The following is a 26751-nucleotide window of genomic DNA, read 5'->3' as shown; positions in this document are numbered from 1 at the left end:
ACACACCAAACAAAATGTGCCACATGGCATAGACCCGAATTGCCGATACACGCCCTTGCCGCTTTCGGGAGAGAGCTGCTTCTCCATACCGCAGATGGGGGCTTCAACCGGGTTGATGGCCGACGAACACGTGCCGGCGGAAGGGCCATATGTGCTGCGAAAGGGGGCAACGCTGCCAGATGCCTTATTGAAGGCCCGATGCTTTGCCCGCGCGCGCCGCACTCACACGCTGTGGAAGCCATCTGACTCGTGCCGCATGACGCAAATGCGCGTGCGCATTCCTGGAACCGTTTTGCGAATGCGAAGGGGCGCTGCCGCGGTGTGTTGACGATGGCCTGCACGACATGTGGCACCGTTTCCAACCCTATTTGTTCGCGTTTTGGGCATCATGGGCCACCTCCAAGAAGCACGCGTGACTATGCTTACCTCCCTGCCCTACTTCCTGCGCCTACCGCTGGCGCTTGTGTTGCTTGTACTCAACAGCGTGCTGCACATCGTGCCGCTGATGGTGCTGGCGCTGATCAAGGTCGTGGTGCCGCTGGCGGCCGTACGCAAGCCGCTCTCGCGGGTGATGGTGGCGCTGGCGGAAAGCTGGATTGGCGTCAACAACGCCCTGTTCCGCGTGTTCACGCGTATCGACTGGCAGACCCAGGGGCTGGATGGCTTGCGTCGCCAGGGCAACTATCTGGTGCTGTGCAATCATCAGAGCTGGGTGGACATCGCCGTGCTGCAGAAAGTGTTCAATCGGCGCATTCCGTTCCTGCGCTTCTTCCTGAAGCAGCAACTGATCTGGGTGCCTCTGCTGGGCATGGCCTGGTGGGCGCTGGATTTCCCCTTCATGAAGCGCTATTCGGCGCAGACGCTGAAGCGCCATCCCGAGCTGCAGGGCAAGGATCGCGAGACCACCCGAAAAGCCTGCGAGAAGTTCAGGCACCTGCCCGTGTCGATCATGAACTTCGCCGAAGGCACCCGTTTCACACCGGCCAAGCACGACGCGCAGCAATCGCCGTACCGCCACCTGCTGCGACCCAAGGCGGGCGGCGTGGCGTTCGTGCTCGATGCCATGGGCAAGGCACTGCATGCAGTGCTCGATGTCACCATCGTCTACCCCGAAGGCCCGTGCACCATGATGGACCTGATCGCCGGACGCGTGCGCCAGGTGCGCGTCCACGTACGCGAGCGATTGCTGGACCCGGCATGGGTCGGCAGCTACGACCAGGACCCCGACTTTCGCGAGCGCATCAAGCGCTGGATGCAAACGCTGTGGCAGGAGAAGGACGAACAGATGGCACTCATGCAGCGGCAAGACTGGCTGCATGCGAGCACGCTTCAAGGGGCTGCAAGAAGTTAGAGAACGCCGTCGGCGTCGGGCCACTTTCCCGCACCAATCACTGCAGATAGGCCTCAAAAAGGGCGTAGGTGAAACTGGCCAGGGGGCATCGATCTTCGATCCCGCCGCCCTAGGGTGTCATCTTCCGACCTCCCTTCTTCGTCGCCATCGCCTGTTCATAGGCCGCCTGTAACTCGCCGAACACAGAGCGAGCCGGACGCGGCGCCCCCAGATGGAGGTAGCGCAGTTCCTCCATGAAAGCGTCCCAGAGCGCCGGCCCGCCGCGCTCCAGAAGCTCCGCCCGCACCGACAGCGCGCGGCTCGGGCGCGTGTGTCGGCGGCCCCAGGCCCCCATCTGTGCCAGCAACGGCACCAGCTGGATCGCCGGTTCCGTCAGGCTGTACAGGCCCCGGCCCTTCGCGGGCGCCCCGGGGTCCGCTGCGTGCTTCAGCAGGCCCGAGGCGACCAGGCGCTTAAGGCGATCGGCAAGAATGTTCGAGGCGATGCCCTCTTCGCTGTGCGCGAGCAGCTCACCATAACGGCGTCGGTTGCCGAACATGATGTCGCGGATGACGATCAGGCTCCAGCGGTCGCCGAGCTGTTCGAGCGTCAGGTTGATGGGGCAGCCGGAGCGGCCGGATCTGGGCATGGCGGAAGGATTCCGATTGAACTTGCAAAATGCAAGTTGTATGGTCTGAACACTTGCAATATACAAGTCATGACGGGAGAGTCGCTATGTCGCTCGTGCTGTACGGTCATCCCTTTTCCTCCTATACGCAAAAGGTGCTCATCGCGCTGTACGAGAACGCCATGCCGTTCGAGTTGCGCTGTCTGGGACCGGACACGCCGCAACACAGCGCCGAGTGGCTGCGGCGCTGGCCGCTGGGCAAATTCCCCCTGCTGGTCGACGGCGAGCGCGACGTTGCCGAAACCAGCATCATCGTCGAGTACCTGCAACAGACCCATCCTGGGCCCGTGCAGCTGCTGCCGACCGATCCCGTGGACGCCCTGGACGTACGCTTTTTCGACCGCCTCTTCGATCTGCACGTGATGACGCCGGTACAACACGCCGTAGGCGCCGCCATGACGGGCGACCCCGAACAGCGCCGCGACGCTCACGCATCGGCCCGCGACAAGCTGGACCGCGCGTACGCGTGGCTCGACCGGCAGCTGACCGACAGGACATGGGCGACCGGGGAATCGTTTACGCTGGCCGACTGTGCCGCCGCCCCGGCGCTGTTCTACGCCGACTGGACCCACCGCATCAGCGAAGACCACGCTGCGCTGCGTGCATACCGCGCGCGGCTGCTGGCAAGACCCTCATTCGCCCGGGCCGTGGACGAAGCACGGCCGTTCCGCCACCTGTTTCCGCTCGGCGCACCCGACCGCGACTGAACGCGGCCAGTGCGCCCGCATCTGCAGCCACGCTCGCCCCGTACAAACGAGAGCGGGTCCATCCAGATAACCCGCTCGGTTCACCGCGCTCTATCGCTCATCCGGGCATACCGCCCGGGCGAACATCCCATCACCCTCTTGAAGGCGGCGCTGAAGGCATTCTCCGAATCATAACCGTAAGCCCTTGCCACCTGCGCCAACGGCTCACCGGTCGTTTCAAGCCTTTCGGCCGCCAGAAGCATGCGCCAATGCGTGAGGTAGGCTATCGGCGTTTCTCCAACCCGGTCGCGAAAGCGCTGTGCGAAGGACGAGCGCGACACCCCTGAACGGCGGGCCAGCTCGGGAAGTGTCCATGGATGTGCCGGATCGGCATGCATGGCTTTGATCGCACGGGCAAGCGGCACGTCCGACAGCGCATAGAGCATGCCAACCCGATCTTCCGAATGTTGTGAAAGGTAGAGCCGGAAGGCTTGCAGCAAAATGAAATGGGCCAGGTGATGCGCGGCCAACGAGCTACCAGGACGTGCTTCACCGGTTTCGAACATCAACTGTCTGATGCTCCAGCGCAGCACATCCTGGTGGGTGGCTCCGCGCAGATGCACGAGCGCGGGCAGAGCGCCAAGCAGGCTTTGCGCTTTGCGCCCGTCCACCTCGAAGCGCGTTCCGATAAGCCGGAAATCCCCGCCGCCCTGATGGACGACCATTTCACCCGCTCGAGCCGTGCCGAGCAGATCACGCGCGGGAACGGGCGCTATACCCAGGTCACTTGCAAGCGTGAAGGAGCGCGCGTTGGGCACAATCACGCAATCTTCCGCCAACAGACGCACCTCGCGTTCGCCATCGACCACCAACCAGCACTCGCCGTCCATGATGGCGTAGCACTTGATCGCTCCGGGTTGGTTTTCGAAACGCACGGCCCAGCCGCCTCCGGCGTCGAGACCGGCGGTGAGGTAACTCTTGGGTTTCAACAGGGCGAGCAGATCGGAGAGTGGGTCCATGGGTTTGGACTATGGCGTAGAAATTAGCGACGATCAAACATTGATAGTCCACGGGTGCGACGTATTCTTGGGGACGTCACAAATACGAGGCTTACCCGATGATTGTCGTAACCACCCCGACCGGAAATATTGGCCGCCATGTCCTCGGTCGGCTACTGGATGCGCAAGCCACCATCCGGGTGATCGTCCGCGACCCTGGCAAGCTCCCGCAGGCAGCCCGAGATCGGGTCGAGATCGTGGAAGGGTCCCACTCCGATCCAGGTGTGGTCGATCAGGCCTTTCGCGGTGCGCAGGCCGTATTCTGGCTCTGCCCGCCGACGCCGCAGAAAACGCCCGATGCCGCCACCGTCGAATTCTCGCGGCCCGCCGCCGAAGCGATGCGTCGCCACGGCATTGGTCACATCGTCGCGTTGACCACGCTTGGACGCGATACGCCCTGGCAGGAGAAGGCTGGCATGGCGACGTCTTCGATCCATATGGTCGATCTGCTCAGGGAGACCGGTGCGGCGATACGCGGGCTCGCCTCGCCGGGCTTCATGGACAACGCGCTGGGTCTCGTCGACAGTCTCCGGCAAGGCCACATGTTCGGCGCGATCAGCCCCGACAAGAAGCTGCCCCACACCGCCGTTCGGGACATCGGCGAAGCCGCTGCCGGGCTGTTGCTGGACCGTTCCTGGACAGGGCAGATCGACGTACCTGTGCTCGGCCCCGAGGAATATTCCTACAACGACCTCGCCCGCATCATTTCCCAGGTGACCAGCCATGTCGTGCGCTATCAGCACGTGCCCTTCGAAACCTTGAAGGCACGGCTGGTCACGTCCGGCTGGCCTGACGCCTTCGCGCAGGCTTTTATCGACATGATGCGCGCCAAGGACGAAGGCATGGACAACATGGCCCCGCGCGCCTCCGCCATTATCGGCCCCACCCGCTTTGAACAGTGGGTCGAGGAGGAATTGAAGCCGGTCCTGTAGACGCCTTCCAAAGAACAAGGTCAGCTACGGTTCCGCATGACCCCATTCGAAGGAGCGTAAGTGAGTCTGACCCCGTGGACATCCAACAACGGCGCCCTCTCCACGCAAGGAAGATTATCGCTCGCCCGATTCGCTTCGCGGAAAATAGTTAGAGCTGGCCACACGGTTTTATGACCGTGAGCGGCTGTCGTACTGAAGACGGTTCCCGTCGATTGTCTCGCGTTGTGTCGTCGCCCACTCAGCCAATCGTCGGACGTTTTGCACTAGGGACAGTCCGAGCGGCGTCAGGGAATATTCGACCCTCGGTGGCGTACTGGCGTGGACCATTCGTTCCACCATTCCATCACGCTCCAACGACTTGAGCGTCCTCGTCAACATTTGTTGCGAGATACCACCCACTTGCCGTGCGATGTCGTTGAAGCGCCGTGGGCCGAGTCGAAGCGCGACGACAACCTGGATTGTCCATTTCTCGCCGACCCGACTGAGAATTTCTCTTACGCCGCGGCATTCGGCTTGAGCATCCGAAGCACTCACATTCATTTGACCTACTCCTAAACATATGCTTTGACGGGATTTTTCAGATTACATAGGTTGTGGCTGCCAACAAACGAGACGTCCTCAAGGCAAGGAATTGATGAGGGGAAGTCCAACATATGGAGACTACTATGGTGCTCTACTACTATCCGGGAGCTTGCAGCCTCGCCAGTCACATCGCGTTGATCGAAGCAGATCTTCCCTACACGCTCATTGGGATCACCCATGAGAAAAAGACTGAAGATCGTCGTGACTTCCTGTCAATCAATCCCAAGGGCTACATCCCAGCGCTCGAACTCGACGATGGAGAGGTGCTCACGGAGAATCCGGTTATCCTTAATTACATTGCCGAAAACAGCGGCAAGCTTCTTCCCGAAAAAGGCATCGAAAAATGGCACATCCTGGAAGCGCTTGCCTTCATGGCTTCTGAAATTCATGGAAACTACGCGCCATTCTTCATGGATTTTACAGAGACGGAGAAGGAACGGGCTCGAAAAAAGCTTGCAAAGGCCTTTTCTATCCTGGATGACCAGATGGGCGACAAAAATTATCTTGTCGGCAAGAATCTCACGATAGCCGACTGCTACCTTTTCTGGGTTCTGATGGCGTCTGCCAGGAGTGGCCTTGAGCAGACGGAGCGCCTTCAAAGCTATTACGATCGGATGAAGCTGCTACCGTCCGTAGCCCGAGCATTTTCTGAGGAAAACCTGACGGCGGGATGATTCAAGCAAGGGGTCAGAGTCGACTTTCGAGAGAGTGCGCTCTGATCCCTGTTTTGCCTGCAGCAGGAAAGCGATCTAGGCCGACGTGACTTCAAGAGAGCGGGGCCAATTTTACCTTCCCGCACCGCATACCGCAGCACATCGTCCAGCGTGGCAACCATCGCCTGACGTGCTTTCTCGGTGACGCTGATCGTGGCCGTCAGCGGAACCTGTGGCGAGAGGCGATCCTTGCCACGCGATATGCGCCGCACGCCTCCGTGTTGATGAACAAGCACGTCCATTTGCCGGTCACACTGCCCGAGGTCGGCTGGTCGCCCGCCTCATGAAGGAGCTGGCGCGCCAAATACGCCCATCAGTTCCATGCGCGTCACTGGCGCATCGGCACACGCTGCGAAGGCCGTTACACATCCTGCATTGTTGACAGCTGCAACGATCCGTTGAGGTGCTGTCGCTACATCGACTTCCATCCGGTACGCGCGCGGATAGCGGATGACCCTGTTGCATTTCCCCGCTCTGGCATAGCTGGCGCTGCGACGTCGCCGGCAGACGCAGCACGAGTGCGGGAATTGACCTCGGGCCTATATGTACCTGGAACCGTTTTCAGAGGGATATCGGCAGGTTGATATCTGCGTTCGTCGGGAGGGCTTCTCTGGAAAGAAACCCTCCCCGGCGCCTCACGCACCCTCTGTCACTTCAGGCCGCCGGGACGCTCCGGCAAGGGAGCGTTCCGGCTTCTGAGGGGCAGAAGTGCGTGAGAGTCCGATCCTCACACCTGTGCCTGGCCACCGTCGACGAAGAGCTCGGTGCCGTTGACGAAGCTGGAGTCATCGGAGGCAAGGAACACGGCCGCACGGGCGATCTCCACCGGCTCACCGACGCGGCCCAGCGGCACCTGCGTGGCGAGGAAATCGAGCAGCCCCTGCTGCTGGGCCGCATCCGGTCCGGCGAGACCGACCAAGCCCGGCGTGCGCGTGGGGCCAGGGCTCAGCGTGTTGAAGCGGATCCGGCGACTCTTGTCGACGTCGAGAATCCAGTTGCGGACGAACGTCCGCACCGCCGCCTTGGATGCGCCATAGACGCTGAAAGCGGGCGAACCGGTGGTCGCGGCGGTGGAGCCGGTCAGGATGACCGAGGCCCCTTCACCGAGGATCGGCAACAGGGTCTGCACGGTGAACAGCGTGCCCTTGACGTTGCGGTTGAAGGTGTCGTCGAAGTGCTCCTCGGTGATCTCGCCAAGCGCAAGCATGGAGCCGCCGCCGGCATTGACGAACAGTACGTCCAACTGCCCCTGCTCGGCGCTGATGCGCTCGGCGAGATGCTGCAGGTCGCCTAGCTTGGCCGAATCCACCTGGACCGCGATGGCCTGCGGACCGATGGAGGCTGCCGCAGCTTCGAGTTCGGCCTTGCGGCGGCCGGTGATGTAGACGGTGGCGCCTTCCAGCGCGAACTGGCGGGCCGTCTCCAGGCCGATGCCGGTGCTGCCGCCGGTGACCAGCGCGATCTTGTTTTCGAGTTTGCGTGACATGGGTGGAACCTCATGGGTGAGTGACTGACAGCGAAAAGATATCGACGAAATGTTTGTAACTAAATAGAATCAAATGAAATCCATCGTTTCAAAATTGATATGTCCAAGTTGCCGGATTTCGAAGGGCTCGCACTGTTCGCCAAGATCGCCGAATGCCGATCGTTCCGGGCCGCGGCGCGCGAGCTCGATCTTTCGGTGCCGACGCTCTCGCGGGGCATCGCACGGCTGGAAAAGCGCCTGGGCGCGAGGGTGTTCAACCGGACCTCGCGCCAGCTCGCGCTGACCGTCTTCGGCAGCAACCTGCTGGAGCGCGCGACGCAGCTCTACCGCGATGCCGAGGAGGCCGAGGCCATGGCGCGCGACCAGTCCGCCTCCCCGCGCGGGACGGTCCGGATTGCCGTGCCGATGACATTCGGCGTGCGCTGGGTCGCTCCCTTGCTTCCGGACTTGCTCAAGCGCTATCCGGAGTTGTCCGTCGACCTGCATCTGTCTGATGCCGTGGTCGACATCATTGGCGACGGCTTCGATGCGGCGCTGCGCATCGCGTCGCTGCCCGATTCATCGCTGGCCGCGCGGCGCTTGTGCAAGGTGTCGCGGTTCACCGTGGCGGCGCCGGCCTATGTGCAGAGGTACGGCGCACCCACGCACCCGCGCGACCTGGACCCAACCCATTGCCTCGCCTACGCGTTCCGCGCGGGAAGCGATGCATGGCGTTTCCGTAACGGCCGCCGGGAGCAAGTGGTGCACCCTATGGGCCGGCTGCGCGTGACCAATTCGGAAGCGCTGCTCCCGGTGTTGCTGGCCGGTGAGGCCGTTGCCGCCTTGCCCGAGTTCATCGCCGCCGAGTACCTGCAAGACGGCCGCCTGCTGCCACTGCTCCCCGACTGGGAGCAGTCCGGCGGTGGCCTGTACTTCGTGTCCCCGACCACCCGTCACCGGCCGGCAAAGGTAGAGGCGGTGGCCAACTACTTTGCCGAAGTGCTAGGTGATCCGGTGTGGCGCTGGCCAAGCCAAGGGAGCGCGATCAAGTAGGTCTATAAACGGGTCAGAGTGATTTTCTGCCCCGACAATGGTGGCTTGCCCGACAGCCATTGGGCCCCAGCAAGGACATCGCCGTCGGCAAAACAGCGCCATGCCGGACTTTGCCTAGTTACCGCGAGCGCCTGCTCTTCGTCTGCGACGCGGGCAACGCCGACGCTCTCATGCCGCCTCGGGATCTTGATGCAAGGCACCAAGATCCCGTAGCCGCTTTTGCAGCGCTCCGGTGCTCAGATCAAAGCCATTGGGCCATCCCAACGCGCCCAGCTCAATGAAGTAGCGGGCGAAGAACTCAGGCTCGGACAAGGGCTGCGTCATGACGGTGTTCGCTGCCACGAAGGGGGCGAAGTCGTAAACACCGGCAGTGCTGTCCGAGAAATGCAGCAACAGGTGGTAGTCGCCTTTGGGTTCCACGGCTTTGAGCTTAATCATTGTCCGCTCCCGCGAAATAGATGCGTACGTAGATGCCGAAGTAGCTACAGATGATAGGCATGGTCGCGTCCCGCGATATTGAAGCACTCCGACTGGAAGACAAACCCCTCCCCCTCGACCACGACCTTGCCACAGAAGAGGGAACAGCGCGCGGCGTCGCTAGTGTTAGCGCAAGAGCCAGCACTCCCCGCATATTGCAACAACATGCCCCGCCAACTTCCTACAGCGCCTGGGTGACCTGGCAGAGGTGTCGCATATCAGCGCTGCCATCCACTGCGCAGAAAGTGACCACGTTCGCGTTTAAAGCCATGGGTGTCCACTAGGCTGACTGGTAAGACACTCTGCATGAGACTCATTCTTGACTGGACGATGTCCGCAGACATGGAGTCCCGCGATGAGCACAACGCACTCCAAAAGCGTTTTGGTGTACCGGCAAATCAAGTGCCACCTGCGATCAGGGCACTACGCTCCTGGGCAACGTATTGACCCGGCGACGCTCGCCGCTCAGTTCAGTACCAGCCTGACCCCGGTTCGATTCGCCCTGTATCGTCTGGTCGGCGAAGAGCTGGTCGCCGATCACACACGTAGTGGCTTGCACGTTCCCATGTTCAGTGAGATTGCCTTGCGCGACCTCTACGACTGGATGGAACGTCTACTGCTGATGGCGTGCGATGTAGGTGCTGCACGCCATACCCGCCAACGAGGAACCCTGGCCGTTGCGCCCAATGAAGACGTGGTGAAACGCACCTGACATTTTTTCGATGCGATAGCCCGCTGGACGAATCACCGTGCTCTTCAGCGAGCCATTAACCAAGCCAACGACCGCTTGGCCCCCGTGCGCCGCGCCAAGCAAAGCTTGCTCAACCAGGCCCATGAAGAGCTGTCGCAGTTGCTGGCTTACTGGCCCAGCAACACCAGGGCGCTGAAGTCCGCGCTACGCGATTATCACGAATACCGCAAACAGCTGGTGCCCTGCATCGTGGAGCTGCTCGACGAGCGCACGGACGATCTTCGCTAGAACTATCGTCAGTTCCTGCCTCATCACTGACGCCGTAAGGGCGGCCAAGGCACACGGTTGCGCCGCAGGAGGCGTGATCGGCGTCACACTGAAAAATAATCACCGGATAATTCAATGAAAATCATTTGAGTATAAAAATACTTGGTCCCTACGTTGAACCTGTCATGGAACTGCCATGACGCCAACGGTAGGAGACTGACATGAACACCAACGAAGACATCCGCACCAACGCGTCGGAAGACGTGATCGAGCTCGGCATCGCCAGCGTCGATACCCAGGGAGGTCTCGGTAACGATGAGGCCATCGGCGGTACCCAGGTCATGGGCATCTCCGAAGACTGACCCACCGGGGCGCGTCGCAAGGCGCGCCCTTTTTTTCCTGGGTGACGACGATGATCGGCTATCTGAGTGATGACCTTTCGTTCTGCGAACTGGACGGTCGGCTGTTTTTCCTCGACATCCAGAAGGACCGATATTTTCAGCTGTCCAAGGCGCTGGAACGCCGGTTGCTCGACTACCTGGACGCCACCGACCGAACGGATGCCGATATCGGGCCGCTGATCGAGCGCGGCGTGCTGACGGCCTCGGTGCCCACCTCATGCCACACCGCAACAACAACGGCACCCAGGCGTAGCGCGCTTGAAGTACCCAACGTCGATATCCCTGCTTCGTTCCCGATGGCAAGCCAAGTGTTTTTCAGCGTTGCGCTGATGCGCTGGCAACTGAACACGCGGCCCCTGAAGTCCATCCTCACGACCTTGAGTGACTACCGGCAACGGAAAGCATCACCACCCGGCGACGGTGATGCCCGCTGCCGCCAACGCCTGCTGGAAACAGCCATGCACTTTCACCGCGTGCGCCCTTTCGTGCCCATTCCCACGCGCTGCCTGGTCGACTCGCTGGCGATGGTCCGCTTTCTTGCCGCGCGCGGGCTCTACGCCCAACTGGTGATGGGCATCGCCGCCGATCCATTCTCCGCCCACGCATGGGTTCAACGCGGCTCATGGGTGTTGAACGAAGCCCTGGGCACCGCGCAAGCGCACGTTCCAATTCGGGTGATCTGATGAGCCATCGCTATATCGCCTTGACCGACAAGGCTTTCGGACACCAGCACGCCGGCGCACTGGCACTTCAGCACCTGAGCAATCGGGGACAGGTCGGGCACATGATCGTGTTCGCGGCCAGAGAAACACCAGTGCTGACACTACCCGACGGCGGCCTGCTACTCGGCGAAATTTACGACAGGCACGGACGCCCCGTGGCAAATCCAATGGATCTGCCCACCGCACCGACGCCCGCCCATTTGCGGCAGCAACTGCTTGAGCAGTTCTGGGGCGAATACCTGTTGTTTCAGCCAGTCGAGTCCAGCTCTGCAGGCTTCACCGTGATGCGCGATCCATCGGGGGGCTTGGCGTGCGTCTATCGCCTTCGGGAAGGCCATGGATTCATCACCGGCGATCTGGCGCTGGCGTCGGAACTTGGTCTGCATAAGGACCACATCGACTGGGAATTCGTGCGACACAACGTGCGCCATCCGCACATGAAGATCTCCCGCACTGGCCTTGTCGGCGTCCGTGAATTGCTGCCGGGATGTCTGCTCGCGGTCGATGCAGAAACCACCACCACTCAGGTCGCCTGGTCGCCGTGGCGATTCGTCGCCGAAGCGCAGCGGCAAACCGAACCCACCTCGGCCGCACTCATGCTGCGGGAGGCGATCACAACAGCCGTCCATGCCATGGCCGAGACTGACCGACGCCTGCTTCTGGAGCTTTCCGGCGGGCTGGATTCGTCCATTGTTGGCGGCTGCCTGTTGAACGTGGGCGCACACGTGGACTGCTGCACCGTGACCACACCCTTGCCCGGTGCCGATGAGCGCGAATACGCCAGTCTGATTGCGCGGCAACTGGGCATCGAGTTGTTGCAGCACCCGCTCAGCTTTGCCGATGCGGACATTGGCTTTGAGCTGCCAGCGCATTCCCCCAGGCCCGCCGCCTGGGCACTGGGCCGAGCCGTGGCACACGCCATGGACCATGCCGCCGAAACGCAAGGCGTGCATAGCCTTTTCTCCGGTGGCGGCGGTGACAGCGTCTTCTGTTACCTGCATTCGGCCGCACCCGCCGCCGACGCGCTTCGCATCAAAGGCCTGGCTGAAGGCGGCAAGGCCATCGTCAATCTGAGCAGGCTCCATGGATGCACCGTGGCCAAAGCCACGCGGCTGACGCTGCGTAAGCTGTGCCGCCAACCCAAAGCCCCCTATGAGTCCCATCCCCGGTTTCTGGCGGACGCCAATGAAAGCCTGCCGCCGCTGGAGCTGCACCCGTGGTTCGATGCGCCGCCTCGTGCGCTGCACGGTGATCGCGAGCGCATCTTCGACCTTGCAGGCAACCAGTTATTCAGGGATGGCACGCTGCGCGCCGCAGGCCGGCGCGTCCGGTTTCCCTTGCTTTCGCAACCGGTCATGGAGGCCTGCCTTCGCATACCCAGTTGGATGTGGATTACCCAGGGCCATAATCGCGCCATGGCCAGGGCCGCCTTCGCCAACCAGCTGCCACCGGCGGTGCTGCACCGGCGCAGCAAAGGCACCTTCATGAACTACACCTTCGCGGTGTACCGCAAGAACACCCAGGCCATCGGACGCTTTCTTCTGGACGGCCAGCTAAGCGCACACGGTCTGCTGGACACACAGGCGCTGCATCAATTCCTGCACAGCCCGCTGCCGGCGCTAGACCGCACCTTCATGCGCGTGTTCGACCTGTGCATGATCGAGAACTGGGCACGCAATCACGCTTAGCGGGCAGCTTCAAGGCGCCGCGCCAACACCCGCCTTTTTCACGTGCTGACGCATCACGCGCCATCGCGCGTATTGCGCCTTTTTGGAAGGCACCGGGTCCTCGTAGCCCTGCAGCCAGAACCGGAACCAATCCAGGTTCCGCTCGTACACCGCCAGCTTGTGCCGAGGCCGGAATTTCTGATGCGGTTCGTTGGGAAACACGTACAAGTCCGCCCGATGTTCGCGGATCAACGGAATTTCGTAGTCCAGCGCATACATGTACTCCTGCTCGGAATGCTGAAACAGGATCGGGGCGCGGATCGCGTGCAGATTGGCGGCTGGCGAGAGCACCTTCCAGCGCGCGGGTGTCTGGCTGGGCGAACCCACGCCCCAGTGCTCACGCAGCCCCTCGCCGAAGGCCTTGCCCTTCATGCTGCCTATCAGGCGATACAGCGGTGATACCACCGGATTGGCCACCGAGGCGGCCGCCAGCAGATGCGACTTCATCACCGTCCACATGGTGACTTCGCCGCCAAAACTAAGGCCCCCCATACCCACACGCGTGCGATCGATCCGGCCCTTGGACGCCAAACGTTTGACCACGCTTCTTACCGCCGACAACCCCTCGCCGTAGCGAGCCACTGCGTCCATGGTGTAATCCGGTCGCCGATTGATACACAGTGCCGCTATCCCGTCCTGTGCCAGCGTGGCAAGCGGCCACTCATCACCCACTCCGCCACGCACGAATCCGGGACAGCTGTAGTAAGTAATGAACAGCGGCGGAGCACCATCGCCATCGCGCCGCGCCGCATAGAACTTCCCTGTGAACCATCGCCCCTGCGCATCTTTCCACTGCAACAGGTGCACCGGGATCTTGGCCATGTCCTGGGCAAGCACCGCATTCGGATCGAACAGCACGTGACGCTGCCCACCCGGCAGGTCGATACGCTCCAATCGTGGCGGCTGCCCGGCCGATGCGGTGACACAGGCAAGTGCCTTGGCTGACGCCCCGCATTGCCACGTCGTACGACGCCCACCGTTGACCAGACCGGAAGCTTTCACCACCCGCTGAACCTGCCCCGTCGCCAGCTTCCAGCGATAGATGGACTGCGCCAACCCCCGACGCGGATCGGTCACGGTGAACAACACCTCGTCGTGACCGGGACGCCATTGAATAGCCGAAATGGACTTGCCCACGCACATGGCCGCCTTGCAGACCACCGCCTGTGTGGCCTGCGCATTTGGTAGCGCTGAAAGCAGCACACGCGGGCGATATTCCTGCCCGTTGCGTTTGCCCACGCGCGTAAGCCAGGCCACCTTGCCGCTCCCTGCATCACGCGCGGATTTCCATGGGTCCCCCGGCACCCCGGCCGTACCAGGATCAAGAGAGGGCCGGCGCGGCGTATTCGGCTTGGCCACCGCGTGCGTTTTACCCGTGGCCAGTTCAACCGCCCTCCAGCGAATCGGTGCGTCGGCGAGCAGGGGCACGCGGTTGAACCACACCTTGCCAAATCGCTGCGTCGCCAAGCGCCCATCAACATAGGCTGAGCGAAACAGCCCCTGCCCAATCGGCACCGACGCATCGATGTGAATGCCATGGTCGTACTCGGCCCGCTCCGCCGCTCGCACCGCTGCGCGGGTGGCCCCCACGCTGTACTCCAGCACACGACCATCCGACGCCAGCCTGAAGTGGCGCACGTTGCCTGCATCGTGCGTAACGGGCGCGGCACCGGAGCCATTCGCCGCCGCACGCCACACCTGGACGTTTCCGTTGATCAAGGCACGGAAGTAAATCCAGCGTCCGTCCGGCGACCACACCACCTTCGGCGATAGCGCTTCTCCCGCCGAGTCACGCAGCGGCACGCCACCATCGCCGACGCGCTGGGGCAGTGGATCATCCAGGCCCTGCACGTACCAGACGCTGCTGTAAGTGTCGCGAGCCACCGAGGCCCGCTCCACTCGAAACGCCACACGTCCGCCATCTGGCGATATCACTGGGCCGGCGATATCGGCCACTTCCAGCAACCGGCGTGGCGACACCATCGTCGCATGGGCCACGCTTGCTCCCATCGCCAGAAAAGCGCCCACCATCAAACTGCGCCACATGGCGCACTTCAACTTGAACATGGCTACTCCTCCACTACCGGGGCCGATCGCGGCCGGCCCCGGCGTGCATTACCAATGCTTGGATACGGAAACGCTCAGGAAGCGCCCAACCGCCGAATAGTTGGTCGAGTCGTAAGGCGCGTAACTGAGCGACGTGACGGCATACAGTGGCGGCGCCCGATCAAGCAGGTTCTGCGCCGACAGCTCCCACGTCAGATGGGCCCACGCGTCATCGCGCCGTCCGGTGTCATAGCGCAACGTGGCATCGAACGTGGTGAACGAGGCACCCTTGCTACCGTCGCGGGTATCGGTAACCCCGTCCTTGTAGTTGCCGAACAACGAGGCGGCAAAACCGCCCTGCTGCCAGATGGCGCCGACACGCCCGTTGATCTTGGCCGGATAAAACAAGGTTCCGGCCAGGTTGTAGGGGCTTTGCGCCGCTGTCAGCGACTGCGTGCTGTGCAGCCAGCTGGCCGAGCCGCGCAATGTCAGCGTGCCCGCCCCCGCGTCCAGCCGATACGAACCTGATAGATCGGCGCCTTTGATCCGCTGCCGCGCCACGTTGACATTGCGGCCATCAATGATCGCCACCACCTTGCCGGGATCGTAGGGTGAGCCGACGTAGTTGTAGTAGTTGCTGGCGTTTGCCAGCGCTGCGGCCTTCGCGGCGTCGCTGGGGTCAAGTTCGACAAAGTCCGCGTAGGTCGGGTTGCCAAACACATCCAGCGTGTTGATGGGTTTCAGAACGCGCTGCGTGTAATCGATATGGAACCAGGTCAACTCGGTGTTCAATCCCGGCAAGGCCTCCGGGTGGAATGACAGCGAGGCACTCCACGTGCGGGCCCGCTCCGGATGCAGATGCGTGTTGCCACCTGCCAGCCAAAGCACCGTGGCTTCCGCCGGATAGTCGCCGCCAAACGTGGACGCCGGGTAATAGATGGTCGTCTGCGAGGCAAAGCGCTGATCAAGCGTAGGCGCCTTGAACGACTTGCCCCAGGATGCCTTCAACGACACATCGGCCCCAGGCGCGTAGATCATGCCCAGCCTGGGTGTGGTCACCCGGCCGTAGTCGCCATTCTGGCTGCGCAACGCTGCCGTGAACTCGAGCCGATGCAGGCCCCCGATACCCTGCTGCGGCCCGATCACCGGAAGATTCAACTCGGCGTAGGCAAAGCGGCTGCGCGTATCCCCATCGGCCCTGACCGTGCCGGCGCTCTGGTACTGGTAGCTGTTGTAGCGATAGCCCACGCCTGCAGCGAGACGCGCCTCCCCGCCAGGCAGGGTAAACAACGGCCCTTCCCCGCCCAGCTCGTAGGTACGGCTCTTGTTCCTGTAATTGACGTGGCTCTCGCCCGTTACCGTCTTATCGGAACGGCGCACCGTTGTTCCGGAAAGCGCGTTGCTCTCCTTGCCCAGTGCGCTACTGAGCGTCAGCGTCCAGTCCCCTGGCAGCCACATGTCGACACTGGGTGCCAGCATTGTGGTGTCGGTCTTTACCCCGGTGGGGCTGTAAGTGCTGGCATAGGCCAGCGCCGTGTGGATATCCCGCTTGCTTTTGAGCGCATCCAGATGCGCTTCCACCTTCTGCCCCAGCATCTGGTGCAGGCTGAGCAAACCACTGCGCAGATCGTTGCCCTGCCATAGCGTGGACGGCCGGTACATGTCACGCGTGTAGTCACGCTGATCGGAATAGATCGGGTCGTTGGTGGCCTTCTTCCCAGCCACGATAAAGCCGCCGCTGTCCCAGGTGGTGCCCGCCGTGGCGTGATATTCGTGCGTAATCCGCCCACCCTCGGTGGCTTCGCCATAACGCGAACCCACCGTCAGGCCCTCGAAGTCCTGCTTCAAGATCACATTGGCCACGCCACCCACGGCATCGGAGCCATAGATGGCTGATGCTCCATCCGGCACCACCTCAAGCCGCTGCACCGCATCCACCGGTATCGCGCTGATGTCGACCACCTGCGCGAAGCCGCCGTAGGCCATGCGGTGACCATTTAGCAAGGTCAGCGTGGCATCGGGCCCCAGACCACGCAGATTCAGGCCCGAACCACCAGTGATGTTCTGGTCGCTTGGCCCGCCCTGCGCGGCGCCTGCCGCCACGCCTGGGTTCTGTCCGCCAGAGAAGTTCTGCGGCACGCTGCGGATGACCTCGCCCAGGTCCGCGAAGCCCTCCTGCTTGATCTGCTCGCCGCCGATGCGGATCACCGGCGATGGCGTCACGCCGCCGCGAATGCGTGTGCCGGTAACCGTGATCACCTGCAGATTGGTCGGCGCCGATGAGGCCGCTGCCGGTGCATCACTGGTCGGATAGTTCTGTGCGCCTCCCGCTGGCGCCCTGCCCTGTTCCTTGGTTGTAGCGGTGTCCTGCGCGATCGCCCATCCGCTTGTTCCGACGGCGACAACGAACGTGGTGACAAAAAAGGACCTTCGTAACGTGCTTCTACGCATGCTGCGTTCCCTCCCCTTATGGCTCGCCACTCGATCCCTGGTCCTGATGCTTCCCGTGGAAAGTCGACGACCCTGGCTTAACCCGTGATCTGTGCCTTTCCCCTGGCAGCTCGGTTGTGCACTTCTTCGCAAACCCCAGGAAAAAGCTCCCATGGCTACGATAAACGTAGCACTGTTAACACTACGTTTTACGTAGTATCGAAGTCAAGCGCTGGTCAGGAAGCTGCTGCATATCGGAAAGGGATATGCAGTCATGACGGAGAAACAGCCAGGAAGCATCTACGGGCGCCGCCTACGCGAAGCACGGAATAGCTACAAATTTTCCCAGACGGAACTTGCCATCGCGGCGGCGCGCGACATGGACAGTGGTAGCCCTACAGTCAGCCGATACGAAAACGGTGTTCATCAACCGAAGCTGGCACTGCAGCAACGATTCGCGGATGTCTTAGAACTGCCTCTCAAGTATTTCTATACCGAGGATGACGAAGAGGCGCGGCAGATCGCCGAGGCTTCCCGCAGCGATAAGCCGGTGCAGCTGAGAATCAAGATCCAGGAGATGTTGAAGCAGAAGTAGCACCCGGAAGCGTCGGTCCTCATCAGTCAGCACTGTCCGCACACCAGCCGTAGCCCGCGCCCAACAGCCAAGCACCCGGCGCACCCTGCGTTGTGGGCCTGCACTGCGATCATTCAATCGAACACAACCGGCACAAATTCGGCGGCGCGACTACGTACCGAGTCCACCGTCAACGGAAAACTACGTTTATCGTAGTATCGTAAGAGCATGTGGATCTGGAAGCTTCCATGTATGGAAGTTCAGGACACATGCAAACGTGGCTGACAAAGGGCCACTACCTATCTACAGCCGCAGGCTGCGTGAAGCGCGCGAAGCTCTAGGCATATCGCAACGTGCGTTGGGCATCGAGGCAGGCTTGGACGAATTCGTCGCCAGCACGCGCATCAACCGCTACGAAACAGGCGTGCACCAGCCAGACCTTCAGACGCTACAGAATCTCGCTGCCGTACTACAGCTGCCCGTGGCCTACTTCTATGCCGAGAACGACGAACTCGCGCAACTGATCAAAGACTTCAAGAGCACGGGCAAGCGCAAACGCTGAAGGCGACCGCCATCGTCTGTCAGACTGAAAAACATGGTCTTGTGTGATTGGACTGACGGAAAAGTGCAGATGCCCCTGACGCCGACGTCAGCGAAGGCCTACTTACGCTAGGCCCTCCCACCACCACACTGACATAGCCGCCGAGTCAGGCCTGATCCGACAGCGCGTCAGGCTCACGCCGACACATACGTCAGGCCAGCAGGCCGATGACGCGGTCTCCCTCTTGGACCCGATCCAAGTCACCAACTCGCACAGATCCATCGACGGTGAACGTCGATGAAGAGAGACACTGTCTTTTTTTTGACCGCACAGGCTGGTGAATCAACAGTGGGGATATCGCGCGCGCTTGAACCTCACGTGTTAGCCGCATTCTCGGTCGTACTCGGTACATGGCACAAACGCGCCGAAACGGGTGCACGCGGATGTTTGTGCGCTGCTTCGCGAAGGTCTTGCAGCCTCCCGACGGATAGGCGGTCGAAGCTCTTTATGTCACCGATTGGAACCACCTTGGCCATGCCGCTGCCGATGACGATGCAGAACCGCTCGCTGCACTGTAGCAATCGCGGTGTATCACCAAGGCCTTTCGCTGACACTACCTGCACTGTGGGAAAGCGTGACGCATAGCCTTCGCACACTTTACTGGCACGGTCAGCGCCCAGCACATCGAACGATCCCACGGACAACACCATCACCAGGCCCAGCGCAGCGAAAACGGCGATAAAAAGAACATCGCCAATACGCTTCCACTGAATGTCCATGCCAGGACGTTTGAAGGCGACTTGGCCGTCGTAGACAAACGCCTCTTGACGCAGACCACAGCGCGCGTTGTCCAGCCCTTCTTTTCGGCAAGCCATAAGACAAAGCCCACACCAGCCAGCATACCGATGAACGGAAGCTCGCTCCTAAGCAGGTCAGGATAAGCGTGCCCGATCGCAGAAAACCCTTTGTTGGCAAGGTTCCAGTAGGCAAGGAACGCCCACCAGTAAGCATCTGTGGTCGAGGTGGGAAAGAGCGATGCATTAACGCCGAAATAGCCGATGTATGCCTCGTGATATGCCCGGCCCTGAAGATAGAACATGGCAGCAAGCAAAACGGCGGCCGGAATTGCCACTCTTGCGTTGTCTGATCTGCGTCGATCCCCTACTGAGGTGTCGTTCACGGCTTGTTTGGCGCCCCGCTGCCGTTTGTAGTACGCCACCCGCTTCCCATCTTTCATCATGGCTCCCTGCGCCGCCGAACATGGGCAAATGCGGGAACATTTCACTATACCAAGTCAGTCGAAATACGAGATCGTGGTCATGGCCCGCAGCGGCCATTGGTCTCTTTTCCCGCATATACCCGATGTGTCCGACAGCGCCGACCGTGCTGGCGCGCAATCCGAGAACATGGAATCAGATTCACTTTCCCGAATTGCCCAACGACGAATAGCCGACACACCACGGCGGCATGGCCTGCCGACCCCGATGCGACCTTCCCGACATACCTATGCACATCTAAACGCGCGGATGACGGGCCACCCGACCGCTTCGGGCTGCGCGGCGCACCGCGGCGCCCCAAACCCGCTGATCTGCCATCACCAAGCCTATCTGTCTGGACTTCGGCGTATCCATCAGCGAACGCGTCGACGCCTATCGCACGCTGCTGCGAAAGGTCCTATCCGGCGACACGCTCCAAGAGATATGCCCCTACCTGCAGCAACAACGCGCCCTTGGACGAGACGACTTCCGTGTCATGTTCGAAGCCAGACCCCGCTGTCTCTCCGGCACCCCCCGTCCAACGGCCACCACGCGACACTTGACGATGGAGTAAGTGAACCTGACCCCGTTTTGCAGGGGTCTGGATTATGCTTGATCTCTAACAAACTCATTCTCTATCAATGTGGCAAAAATCCAAACACCAGCACCCGGAAGTATCCAAATAAATAAAATTAAACCATAAACATATAACTCTGGAGCGAACAACATATGAGACGCACCGGAATGGACAAATGCCCTATGTGCGGCATAAATATTAATACCTAAAATAAATTCCAGCAACACGATGAAAAGAGAATTCCCATGCTCCCGAAGATGACGATAGGACGAAACAATACCTTCTTCATTCGACTGCTTGGATCTAGCATGCGCTAGTCGCTTATAAAAATAATATGACCTCCCCTTTAAGAAAATTGCTATTACAACGATCGCAACCGGAAGACACAGGAGAACTATCAGAGTGCTCTGCGCCAACCTCCCAATCTGCAAATCCACATCCCTCTGCCGAAGCAAAAAAAATGGAATAAACAACACTGCCATAACCATGCTGTAAGCTATCATAGGAATGATGACAGGTAGTGACTTCTGCCAGAAAAAAGCAGCTTTTGACCTCATTATTGGTCGAGTGCTAGGCAGTAATGACCTACCTACATGAAACACTAAGATTGGCACACTTGAGATATAGCAATATACGAGTCCATAACACCCCAAGACGAGAACCCTGGTCATCCCTGAGCTTGGCAATAACGTGGAACAAAATACTTCGCGCAAAGGATGATCAACCTTAATCAAGTTAGCAACAATAAGTCCGCCAACAACTGTACCCATTGCATATCTGACAAAGTAAAACTCCCACCAACGTGAGCCCGTCATTTTCTCAGTATCCATGGCAAATTCATACGCCTAAAAAAAAACACCACTCTCACCTCATGAAAATCCAAAATCTAAATATTCTTCACACTATCGCTTCCACAAAATAGTACGCACACAGTTCAACCTGACCCGCTTATATTTTCATTCCTGGATTACCTTGGCGGAAGATTTCTTGGGCGATACGAAGTATCAGCATCGTAACGTTCCCAAACGCTTTTATCTATTTTTGCCTCACTCGGGATATTTCGCTCACGTGAACCCAGAATATGCCACCACTTTACGTAGGACTTATGTATACCCATCGAACTTTCCAACCCACTTCTCGAGATAGCCTGAACGGAACCTTAGACCCTTTTCTTTTGCGTGGTTGACCATCCAATGAAACGGTATATTTGCTAACGAGTGATCCCCGTATCCACCACCAACATCACAATGTACACCAGCAAACCAAACCTGCTGTATCTCTTGACCTGGAAGAACACTTTTCTCGTTCCAAAGTGATACTGGAAATTTAGTACGCTTTTCGTCAATAGAAATTGCATGATACGCGTAAGAAAAAACCAAAACAGGGGTCAGAGTAGACTTTTCCGGCATGCATTATCGGGATGTGCCGACAGACGCCACCCAGTGAGCATTGAATGCTCGTGGCAACCTCGCCTGCCACCTTCATCATGCCATGACAACCCCGACTCGACCTTGCCGGCATCGCTCAACACATCGTACAGCGCGGCAATGATCAGCAGCCATGTTTCTTCGACAAAGTCGACTACGTTCGCTATCTGGACGAACTGCGGGAAATTGCGCTGCGAGAGGATTGCCGCGTTCACGCTTACGTCTTGATGACCAACCACGTGCACCTGCTGATGACGCCCCCGCCCCCGGAAAGGTTGCCCGCGTCATGCAACGTCTCGGGCGGCGCTACGTGCGGTACGTGAATGATCGCTACCACTGCACCGGCACGCTGTGGGAAGGCCGCTACAAATCGTGCCTGGTCGACAGCCAGGATTACCTGCTTCGATGCTATCGCTACATCGAGCTCAACCCCGTTCCCGCCCGCATGGTGGCGGACCCGCTGGACTACGCGTGGTCAAGCCATGGTCACAACGCACGAGGCCTAACCGACCGACTGGTGCGGCCGCACCCCTCCTATCTGGCTCTGGTACACTCGCCTGCAGCGCATCCGAGCCCACCTACAACAGGAACGCGTGCTGGGAGACGCCAAGTTCCAGAACATGGTCCAGAAAGCCTTGGGTCGGCCCGTTTCAGTCCGGCCCCATGGGCGCCAACCAGCTGCGACGACGGGAGCGAACGAAGACGCGGGCATGACTTAATTGCCTCCGTCCCCTTTGCCCCGCGGCGTCCGGCTTGCCGCTGTCCATATCAAACCGAAACGCATACAGGCCAGGCTGCTCGCCCGTGGTGTAAGAGCCCACCAGCAGATCGACCGTGGCCGCCGAGGCGACAGACGGCAGCAAGCTTGCGGCGAGCACCATCAGCCGGAAGAAAGACAGATGGAGAAGCTCCTGAAACCTGCAGGCGCATCGCGACTGCCTGGGTGGGCTTGAATGATCAAAGGAGATTAACTGACCGACACGCTGCAGCGGCAGCGGGCGCCTCGCCCGCGCCAGGCCCGCGTCTGGATCAACAAAAGAAACAGGGCTCAGAGTCGACTTTCCCAAGCGAAAAACTGAGAGAGTGCACTCTGACCCCAATTTTGCTTTATTCCGCGCCTTTTGACCCCGGCGGCCCAATGGTGACTCCGCTTCGGACCCCATTTCGATTTGACCCCGGCGGCGAAATGGTAACCCGGGTTTTTCCCAATCACAGAACGGGGCCACCAATGCGGTATACGCTCGATGCGAATTCATCAACGCGGACGAACTCAATTGACGGCCAAGCTGCAACGGCCGTTTGAACACCCAACCCAGGGTGGCCGTGACTATTGACACCGACAGCTGCGATTGCACAGCTAAGGTCAGGAAACGCATGAAGCAGCGCCGAGTTAAAGCTCAAATCTGAACCGTGATGGGGGAGGCCAAGCTGGCCAACCATAGGCGCATAAGTAGAGTAGTACCGCAGCAACGCATCCCGGCGCACCTGGACGCTAGCGTCAAAATCTCCTGTCGAAACCCAACCCGGCTGAACCATTCGCCGGACGAAGCGGCCGTGCCACGCCGTATTTCGAAGCTTTCCGCTTGGCACGGTTGCAGGACCAGCGTAGAGAGCCATCGAATGCAGATTATGGGTCCTCCAGACCGCGTCATAGCACGCCCTCAAGCTTCTGCGCCCGACCGCAGAACGCGCAGCTTCTGCATAGTCTTTCGCAGTTCGGCCCGCCCCAAAGTGGTGTTCCAGTTGCTGCTTAAACAAGAGCATCTTTTGGGCGGGAGGCTTAAACGCAAACGGTGAAAGGACCCAGTTCAATGTTTTTCCGTTCACTCGCACTGCTGCCACCGCACCTCGGCCTAACAGATCTACCTGCGCGCGACCACTTGACCGGTCACCTTGATGGATAGCACGCGGAGGTCTCGACCATTTAGTCTCCGGCGGCAGTCTGTCGTCCCCCACACGGGTTAAATCTTCATCGTCCCCCTCGGGCATATGTGAGTCTGGATCAACCCTGTCTGGCCCATCGATCGCCTCTCCGCTATCTTCGTTGTCATCACCTGCTTCGATATAGACAACGCGACCGACGCCTCGTGCGCCGAACCAGCCCGCTGGGTCAGCCGCGAGATCGACAAGACTTCCGAACAGCCTCCCGTCTGACACTGCGGCCGAGAGGTGCAGCGCCCAATCGTCGTCGCCGAGATATGGAAGAACTAGTTGATCGACCCCCGACGCTGTGAGTAGGAGCTGATCCAAACCAACCACGTGATCGCTGTCAAGATGCGAAAGGAAAAGAACGTCAAAACGCACGCTCCTAACCTCCTCGATCTGCGTTGCCAACGCCGACAACTGATCCGACCCGCAATCGTAAGCCCAATTGAAGAACTGTGGCCCTGTAATAACCGGAGCCAACCGCTGTGGGAAAGCGCGCCATAACAGCGAGCCGGTGTGAAAGCCGCCTTGACCAACGGGGCGCTGAATCTGCAGAAAATGAATCTCGTCCATAAACAAAAGCCCCCACATCCTGCTTCCAGAACTTAACCCCGCCTATCAGCCCAGCATTGTTAGCAGTTTCTGCTGACGCGCACAGGACCCACCTGGCCTTGGTCGAGGACAACACCACCCGTCATATTGTCTACCGCGCATCAGTCGTCGACACGTCGACCACGCAAAACACACTGAGCTGCGCGAGGACACTCTGAAGCAATTGGTCTAATACGGTGACGCCACCAAATGAGACACCCACAAACGAAGACACCCAGCATACTCCACACAACGCGTACCGGGCGCGCCTACTTTGCCTCGCCGCGAGACGCGCCGGCCGCACGCGAAGACTCGATTCCCCACAAAGACTGCGCTGTAGTTTCTATTTTCAAAACAAACTTGTCTACATTTAACCCAGCCACAAAAGCGAGTGCGTAAAAGCCAATCTCACTTGCGTTCGGCTGAGTGTTCGATTCCAGCACCAGAAGCCCTGCTTTAAGAAACAAGAAACTTGCTCCCCCACAGATGCAACTTGCAAGGGGACGAAGGAAGTACCACGTGTACCAAGTCGAGTCCCATTGTTTATAAACGCACTTATTGAGATAAACTGCACGTACGCAATAAAGACACCCCCCAATAGCCGCCACCGCACACGATGTCGCTGCAATACGTATGACATTTAGTTCAGAAGGAAGCCAGCCCAAGCAAGATAGCGCTATGAAGTAAGATGCCGCGGCGCATATAGCAAATAAGTAAACTATAATAACGATGAGCATGACCTACTGCTCCATCTCAGTGGGATATTCAGCCTGCGGCACAGGAGACCATCCCTCACGCTCTATGCCCACGCTAAAGTTTAGGTCCCTGCCTTCGGTTGCTGCCCAGTGCGCACCTCGGTGCATAAAAGCACGTTTAACGACATCACGCGGATGATCTTCATCAGCCTTCGCAGAACTACATACCGCGCTAAAGATCGTTTTTTCAGGAATCGCAGGCAACCGCGGTCCTAGCAACTTATCGAGAATCTCGGTTGAGACGTTATGTCGCCCACCATGATGAGGTACCTGGACGTAGTTCAAACCAGGCAACGCAAGTCCTATCGAAGGAGCATACTGAATGGCTTCGGAAAGAGCTTCTCGCCCGGCGTCACCCGTCAATAGGATCTTCTTGCCATTCAGGCATGCGTATTGAACTACACTTTGCTCGTTTTCCTCACTGGTACCGCCTGGAGGAAAATACTCTTCACCCCAGGCAGCTCTTATTCTAGCTACCAAGGCCTTAACATACTGCCCAGCGGATGCCATCGCGCCCGTAAGTCGCGCCTCAGTCGTGGGCTCCGGCGTTTTGTCCGAATCCACCACTAATTTTAGGTATTTCTCCTTGCTTGGTGCCAAGACGGTAAACTTTCCAACAACAGCTCCCTGAAATGGCTCTCTAATGCTTATGTCTTTTTCGAGAGCTATCTTTTCAAGGGCATCCAACGTTGGATAGGCCCTCCGCAGGGCGCGCTCCAACGCATCTGTAGAGTTGTAGGTTTTGAACCGCGTTATTAGAGTATCGACGTAGAGCCAAGGGCGATTCATCCAAAGTGCCCCTACCGTAAAATGCTCAAGAACCTTACGAAGGCCATTCGCGTGATCGCCGTCCGAGTGAGAGAGAACGACGTGATCGATGTAGGTAGCTCCTCTGTAATATTTTTCTATGTGTGCAACTACTTGTTCCCCTGTATCGATATAGCCGCCATCGACAACATGGATCCACTCCTCACCTTGCTTCCGATAGCGAATGGTAATCGCGTCACCACTCTTGGCGGTTTCAACCCCCAAGAAGTCGATCTCAAAAAAGTCTTCCATAACCGCCCCCTTTAAACGTATTTTTACCCAGTAGTGGCGCGCAACCTACATATTCCTTCGATAATCCCCACCCACATCATAAAGCGCGTGGTTAATCTGCCCGAACGAGTTGTACTTCACCACCTCAACCGAAACAGGGGTCAGAGTGCACTTTTCTATGCAGCATGGAAAGTAGACAGCGTCTACATTACATGCGTCAGAGAACGTGCGTACTTCTCGGCACTGCCCCCCACCACCACGTCAGTCACACCGAGATCCACTCGATCCGTTCCACCGCCTTACCCAGCGCACGACGCGCCTCCTCCAGATCATAATCGGCCTGCAGCCCGAGCTAGAACCGCTCACTGGTGCCCAGCGCCACCGCCAGGCGCACGGCCGTGTCCGCCGTGACGCTGCGCTTGCCGAGCACGATCTCGTTGATGCGGCGTGGTGGCACCTTGGCCGCACGTGCCAAAGCGCTCTGACCGATGCCGAGGGGAGCGAGGAACTCCTCCAACAAAACGTCGCCGGGATGAATATTGGGGAATGTCGCTGTCGCGGGCTTGCTGGGAGCGATGGAATCCGATTCCATGAGCGTGACTTCCTTGTGTTCTGTTGCGGCGCGCTAGTACGTGCCTGGTTCGATATGCCCTGTCGGGCGCCACCAATGCGTTTCCATTAAAGATAGCGCCACTTTTCGGAAATCGCACGTCGCTGTGCGTAGTGGCGGGTAAGGCGCTGGATCCCAGCGTTCGCTGGGATGACGGGCCGGGTGGTGGCTTGGGGTGGCTGAGCTTG

General features: G+C 59.5%; 23 protein-coding genes and 2 pseudogenes. 13 read left to right on the top strand and 12 right to left on the bottom strand.

Going from position 1 to position 26751, the window contains the following annotated elements; genetic code table 11:
- Nucleotides 1–418: 418 nt before the first annotated feature.
- On the top strand, nt 419–1351 hold the full coding sequence (locus HBF24_RS02165; RefSeq protein WP_167168769.1) for an acyltransferase: 933 nt from the start codon (nt 419–421) through the stop codon (nt 1349–1351).
- A gap of 109 nt (nt 1352–1460) precedes the next feature.
- On the opposite strand, the gene HBF24_RS02160 is transcribed toward HBF24_RS02165, so the two are convergent.
- Nucleotides 1461–1979: a helix-turn-helix domain-containing protein gene (locus tag HBF24_RS02160; protein ID WP_167168216.1), complete on the bottom strand. Its 519-nt coding sequence runs from the start codon at nt 1977–1979 to the stop codon at nt 1461–1463.
- A gap of 86 nt (nt 1980–2065) precedes the next feature.
- Here HBF24_RS02160 and HBF24_RS02155 point away from each other — a divergent pair, with 86 nt between their 5' ends.
- On the top strand, nt 2066–2725 hold the full coding sequence (locus tag HBF24_RS02155; protein WP_167168213.1) for a glutathione S-transferase family protein: 660 nt from the start codon (nt 2066–2068) through the stop codon (nt 2723–2725).
- Nucleotides 2726–2805: 80 nt separating this feature from the next.
- Here HBF24_RS02155 and HBF24_RS02150 read toward each other — a convergent pair whose 3' ends face one another.
- Nucleotides 2806–3723 carry an AraC family transcriptional regulator gene (locus HBF24_RS02150; RefSeq protein ID WP_167168210.1) on the bottom strand — a complete coding sequence of 306 codons (918 nt, stop codon included), beginning with the start codon at nt 3721–3723 and terminating at the stop codon, nt 2806–2808.
- A gap of 98 nt (nt 3724–3821) precedes the next feature.
- Here HBF24_RS02150 and HBF24_RS02145 point away from each other — a divergent pair, with 98 nt between their 5' ends.
- Both HBF24_RS02145 and HBF24_RS02135 read left to right on the top strand, forming a co-directional pair.
- Nucleotides 3822–4694, top strand: coding sequence for an NAD(P)H-binding protein (locus tag HBF24_RS02145; protein ID WP_167168207.1), 873 nt, complete (start codon nt 3822–3824; stop codon nt 4692–4694).
- 665 nt (nt 4695–5359) lie between these two features.
- Nucleotides 5360–5950, top strand: coding sequence for a glutathione binding-like protein (locus HBF24_RS02135; protein ID WP_167168200.1), 591 nt, complete (start codon nt 5360–5362; stop codon nt 5948–5950).
- Between the two features lie 766 nt (nt 5951–6716).
- Here HBF24_RS02135 and HBF24_RS02130 read toward each other — a convergent pair.
- Nucleotides 6717–7475: an SDR family oxidoreductase gene (locus tag HBF24_RS02130; RefSeq protein WP_167168198.1), complete on the bottom strand. Its 759-nt coding sequence runs from the start codon at nt 7473–7475 to the stop codon at nt 6717–6719.
- A 99-nt stretch (nt 7476–7574) separates the two neighbouring features.
- Between HBF24_RS02130 and HBF24_RS02125 the strand changes: the two genes are divergently transcribed.
- The gene (locus HBF24_RS02125; RefSeq protein WP_167168195.1) at nt 7575–8507 is read left to right on the top strand and encodes a LysR family transcriptional regulator; all 933 of its coding nucleotides are present in this window, start codon (nt 7575–7577) and stop codon (nt 8505–8507) included.
- A gap of 168 nt (nt 8508–8675) precedes the next feature.
- Here the strand turns inward: HBF24_RS02125 and HBF24_RS02120 are convergent, their stop codons facing one another.
- Nucleotides 8676–8945, bottom strand: coding sequence for a DUF2442 domain-containing protein (locus tag HBF24_RS02120; RefSeq protein WP_167168193.1), 270 nt, complete (start codon nt 8943–8945; stop codon nt 8676–8678).
- Nucleotides 8946–9339: 394 nt separating this feature from the next.
- Between HBF24_RS02120 and HBF24_RS17260 the strand changes: the two genes are divergently transcribed.
- From HBF24_RS17260 to HBF24_RS02100, 5 genes are all read left to right on the top strand, one after another.
- Entirely contained in the window at nt 9340–9696 is a 357-nt protein-coding gene (locus HBF24_RS17260) for a GntR family transcriptional regulator (RefSeq protein ID WP_240922051.1), read from the top strand.
- An 84-nt stretch (nt 9697–9780) separates the two neighbouring features.
- Complete coding sequence (locus HBF24_RS17255) at nt 9781–9963, top strand: hypothetical protein (protein WP_240922048.1); 183 nt, start codon at nt 9781–9783, stop codon at nt 9961–9963.
- A 200-nt stretch (nt 9964–10163) separates the two neighbouring features.
- Nucleotides 10164–10304 carry a benenodin family lasso peptide gene (locus tag HBF24_RS02110; RefSeq protein WP_167168190.1) on the top strand — a complete coding sequence of 47 codons (141 nt, stop codon included), beginning with the start codon at nt 10164–10166 and terminating at the stop codon, nt 10302–10304.
- A gap of 50 nt (nt 10305–10354) precedes the next feature.
- Nucleotides 10355–11026, top strand: coding sequence for a lasso peptide biosynthesis B2 protein (locus HBF24_RS02105; RefSeq protein WP_167168187.1), 672 nt, complete (start codon nt 10355–10357; stop codon nt 11024–11026).
- On the top strand, nt 11026–12753 hold the full coding sequence (locus HBF24_RS02100) for an asparagine synthase C-terminal domain-containing protein (RefSeq protein WP_167168184.1): 1728 nt from the start codon (nt 11026–11028) through the stop codon (nt 12751–12753). Before HBF24_RS02105 ends, HBF24_RS02100 begins: the two co-directional genes overlap by 1 nt.
- Nucleotides 12754–12762: 9 nt before the next feature.
- Here HBF24_RS02100 and HBF24_RS02095 read toward each other — a convergent pair whose 3' ends face one another.
- Nucleotides 12763–14859, bottom strand: coding sequence for an Atxe2 family lasso peptide isopeptidase (locus HBF24_RS02095; RefSeq protein WP_167168181.1), 2097 nt, complete (start codon nt 14857–14859; stop codon nt 12763–12765).
- Between the two features lie 48 nt (nt 14860–14907).
- On the bottom strand, nt 14908–17289 hold the full coding sequence (locus tag HBF24_RS02090; RefSeq protein WP_167168178.1) for a TonB-dependent receptor: 2382 nt from the start codon (nt 17287–17289) through the stop codon (nt 14908–14910).
- A gap of 253 nt (nt 17290–17542) precedes the next feature.
- Here HBF24_RS02090 and HBF24_RS02085 point away from each other — a divergent pair, with 253 nt between their 5' ends.
- Both HBF24_RS02085 and HBF24_RS02080 read left to right on the top strand, forming a co-directional pair.
- Nucleotides 17543–17863, top strand: coding sequence for a helix-turn-helix transcriptional regulator (locus HBF24_RS02085; RefSeq protein ID WP_167168175.1), 321 nt, complete (start codon nt 17543–17545; stop codon nt 17861–17863).
- 256 nt (nt 17864–18119) lie between these two features.
- Nucleotides 18120–18404, top strand: coding sequence for a helix-turn-helix transcriptional regulator (locus HBF24_RS02080; protein WP_343162685.1), 285 nt, complete (start codon nt 18120–18122; stop codon nt 18402–18404).
- A gap of 688 nt (nt 18405–19092) precedes the next feature.
- Here HBF24_RS02080 and HBF24_RS02075 read toward each other — a convergent pair.
- The 3 genes from HBF24_RS02075 to HBF24_RS17450 all read right to left on the bottom strand — a co-directional run bounded on the left by HBF24_RS02075 (nt 19093) and on the right by HBF24_RS17450 (nt 21858).
- Nucleotides 19093–19623 carry a hypothetical protein gene (locus tag HBF24_RS02075; protein ID WP_167168172.1) on the bottom strand — a complete coding sequence of 177 codons (531 nt, stop codon included), beginning with the start codon at nt 19621–19623 and terminating at the stop codon, nt 19093–19095.
- 622 nt (nt 19624–20245) lie between these two features.
- Nucleotides 20246–21046, bottom strand: coding sequence for a hypothetical protein (locus HBF24_RS02070; protein ID WP_167168169.1), 801 nt, complete (start codon nt 21044–21046; stop codon nt 20246–20248).
- Between the two features lie 557 nt (nt 21047–21603).
- Nucleotides 21604–21858: a hypothetical protein gene (locus HBF24_RS17450; protein ID WP_343162684.1), complete on the bottom strand. Its 255-nt coding sequence runs from the start codon at nt 21856–21858 to the stop codon at nt 21604–21606.
- On the opposite strand from HBF24_RS17450, the pseudogene HBF24_RS02060 reads away from it, so the two are divergent.
- Nucleotides 21748–22362: pseudogene (locus HBF24_RS02060) on the top strand (transposase). The gene HBF24_RS17450 and the pseudogene HBF24_RS02060 sit on opposite strands and share 111 nt — an antisense overlap.
- A 490-nt stretch (nt 22363–22852) precedes the next feature.
- Here HBF24_RS02060 and HBF24_RS02055 read toward each other — a convergent pair.
- From HBF24_RS02055 to HBF24_RS02045, 3 genes and pseudogenes are all read right to left on the bottom strand, one after another.
- The gene (locus HBF24_RS02055; RefSeq protein ID WP_167168164.1) at nt 22853–24142 is read right to left on the bottom strand and encodes a hypothetical protein; all 1290 of its coding nucleotides are present in this window, start codon (nt 24140–24142) and stop codon (nt 22853–22855) included.
- 758 nt (nt 24143–24900) lie between these two features.
- Entirely contained in the window at nt 24901–25974 is a 1074-nt protein-coding gene (locus tag HBF24_RS02050) for a competence protein ComEC (RefSeq protein WP_167168161.1), read from the bottom strand.
- 244 nt (nt 25975–26218) lie between these two features.
- A pseudogene (locus HBF24_RS02045) lies at nt 26219–26545 on the bottom strand (HigA family addiction module antitoxin).
- Nucleotides 26546–26751: the final 206 nt, after the last annotated feature.

It is taken from the genome of Oleiagrimonas sp. C23AA, from assembly GCF_011759385.1.
Lineage (GTDB): Bacteria > Pseudomonadota > Gammaproteobacteria > Xanthomonadales > Rhodanobacteraceae > Oleiagrimonas.
Note: the sequence above shows the minus strand (reverse complement) of the source record. Positions and strands in the feature narration are given on the sequence as shown.

Coding starts and splice junctions, on each gene's coding strand:
- HBF24_RS02165 (WP_167168769.1), top strand. CDS start 419: ATGCTTACCTCCCTGCCCTACTTCCTGCGCCTACCGCTGGCGCTTGTG.
- HBF24_RS02160 (WP_167168216.1), bottom strand. CDS start 1,979: ATGCCCAGATCCGGCCGCTCCGGCTGCCCCATCAACCTGACGCTCGAA.
- HBF24_RS02155 (WP_167168213.1), top strand. CDS start 2,066: ATGTCGCTCGTGCTGTACGGTCATCCCTTTTCCTCCTATACGCAAAAG.
- HBF24_RS02150 (WP_167168210.1), bottom strand. CDS start 3,723: ATGGACCCACTCTCCGATCTGCTCGCCCTGTTGAAACCCAAGAGTTAC.
- HBF24_RS02145 (WP_167168207.1), top strand. CDS start 3,822: ATGATTGTCGTAACCACCCCGACCGGAAATATTGGCCGCCATGTCCTC.
- HBF24_RS02135 (WP_167168200.1), top strand. CDS start 5,360: ATGGTGCTCTACTACTATCCGGGAGCTTGCAGCCTCGCCAGTCACATC.
- HBF24_RS02130 (WP_167168198.1), bottom strand. CDS start 7,475: ATGTCACGCAAACTCGAAAACAAGATCGCGCTGGTCACCGGCGGCAGC.
- HBF24_RS02125 (WP_167168195.1), top strand. CDS start 7,575: ATGTCCAAGTTGCCGGATTTCGAAGGGCTCGCACTGTTCGCCAAGATC.
- HBF24_RS02120 (WP_167168193.1), bottom strand. CDS start 8,945: ATGATTAAGCTCAAAGCCGTGGAACCCAAAGGCGACTACCACCTGTTG.
- HBF24_RS17260 (WP_240922051.1), top strand. CDS start 9,340: ATGAGCACAACGCACTCCAAAAGCGTTTTGGTGTACCGGCAAATCAAG.
- HBF24_RS02110 (WP_167168190.1), top strand. CDS start 10,164: ATGAACACCAACGAAGACATCCGCACCAACGCGTCGGAAGACGTGATC.
- HBF24_RS02105 (WP_167168187.1), top strand. CDS start 10,355: ATGATCGGCTATCTGAGTGATGACCTTTCGTTCTGCGAACTGGACGGT.
- HBF24_RS02100 (WP_167168184.1), top strand. CDS start 11,026: ATGAGCCATCGCTATATCGCCTTGACCGACAAGGCTTTCGGACACCAG.
- HBF24_RS02095 (WP_167168181.1), bottom strand. CDS start 14,859: ATGTTCAAGTTGAAGTGCGCCATGTGGCGCAGTTTGATGGTGGGCGCT.
- HBF24_RS02090 (WP_167168178.1), bottom strand. CDS start 17,289: ATGCGTAGAAGCACGTTACGAAGGTCCTTTTTTGTCACCACGTTCGTT.
- HBF24_RS02085 (WP_167168175.1), top strand. CDS start 17,543: ATGACGGAGAAACAGCCAGGAAGCATCTACGGGCGCCGCCTACGCGAA.
- HBF24_RS02075 (WP_167168172.1), bottom strand. CDS start 19,623: ATGATGAAAGATGGGAAGCGGGTGGCGTACTACAAACGGCAGCGGGGC.
- HBF24_RS02070 (WP_167168169.1), bottom strand. CDS start 21,046: ATGGATACTGAGAAAATGACGGGCTCACGTTGGTGGGAGTTTTACTTT.
- HBF24_RS02055 (WP_167168164.1), bottom strand. CDS start 24,142: ATGGACGAGATTCATTTTCTGCAGATTCAGCGCCCCGTTGGTCAAGGC.
- HBF24_RS02050 (WP_167168161.1), bottom strand. CDS start 25,974: ATGGAAGACTTTTTTGAGATCGACTTCTTGGGGGTTGAAACCGCCAAG.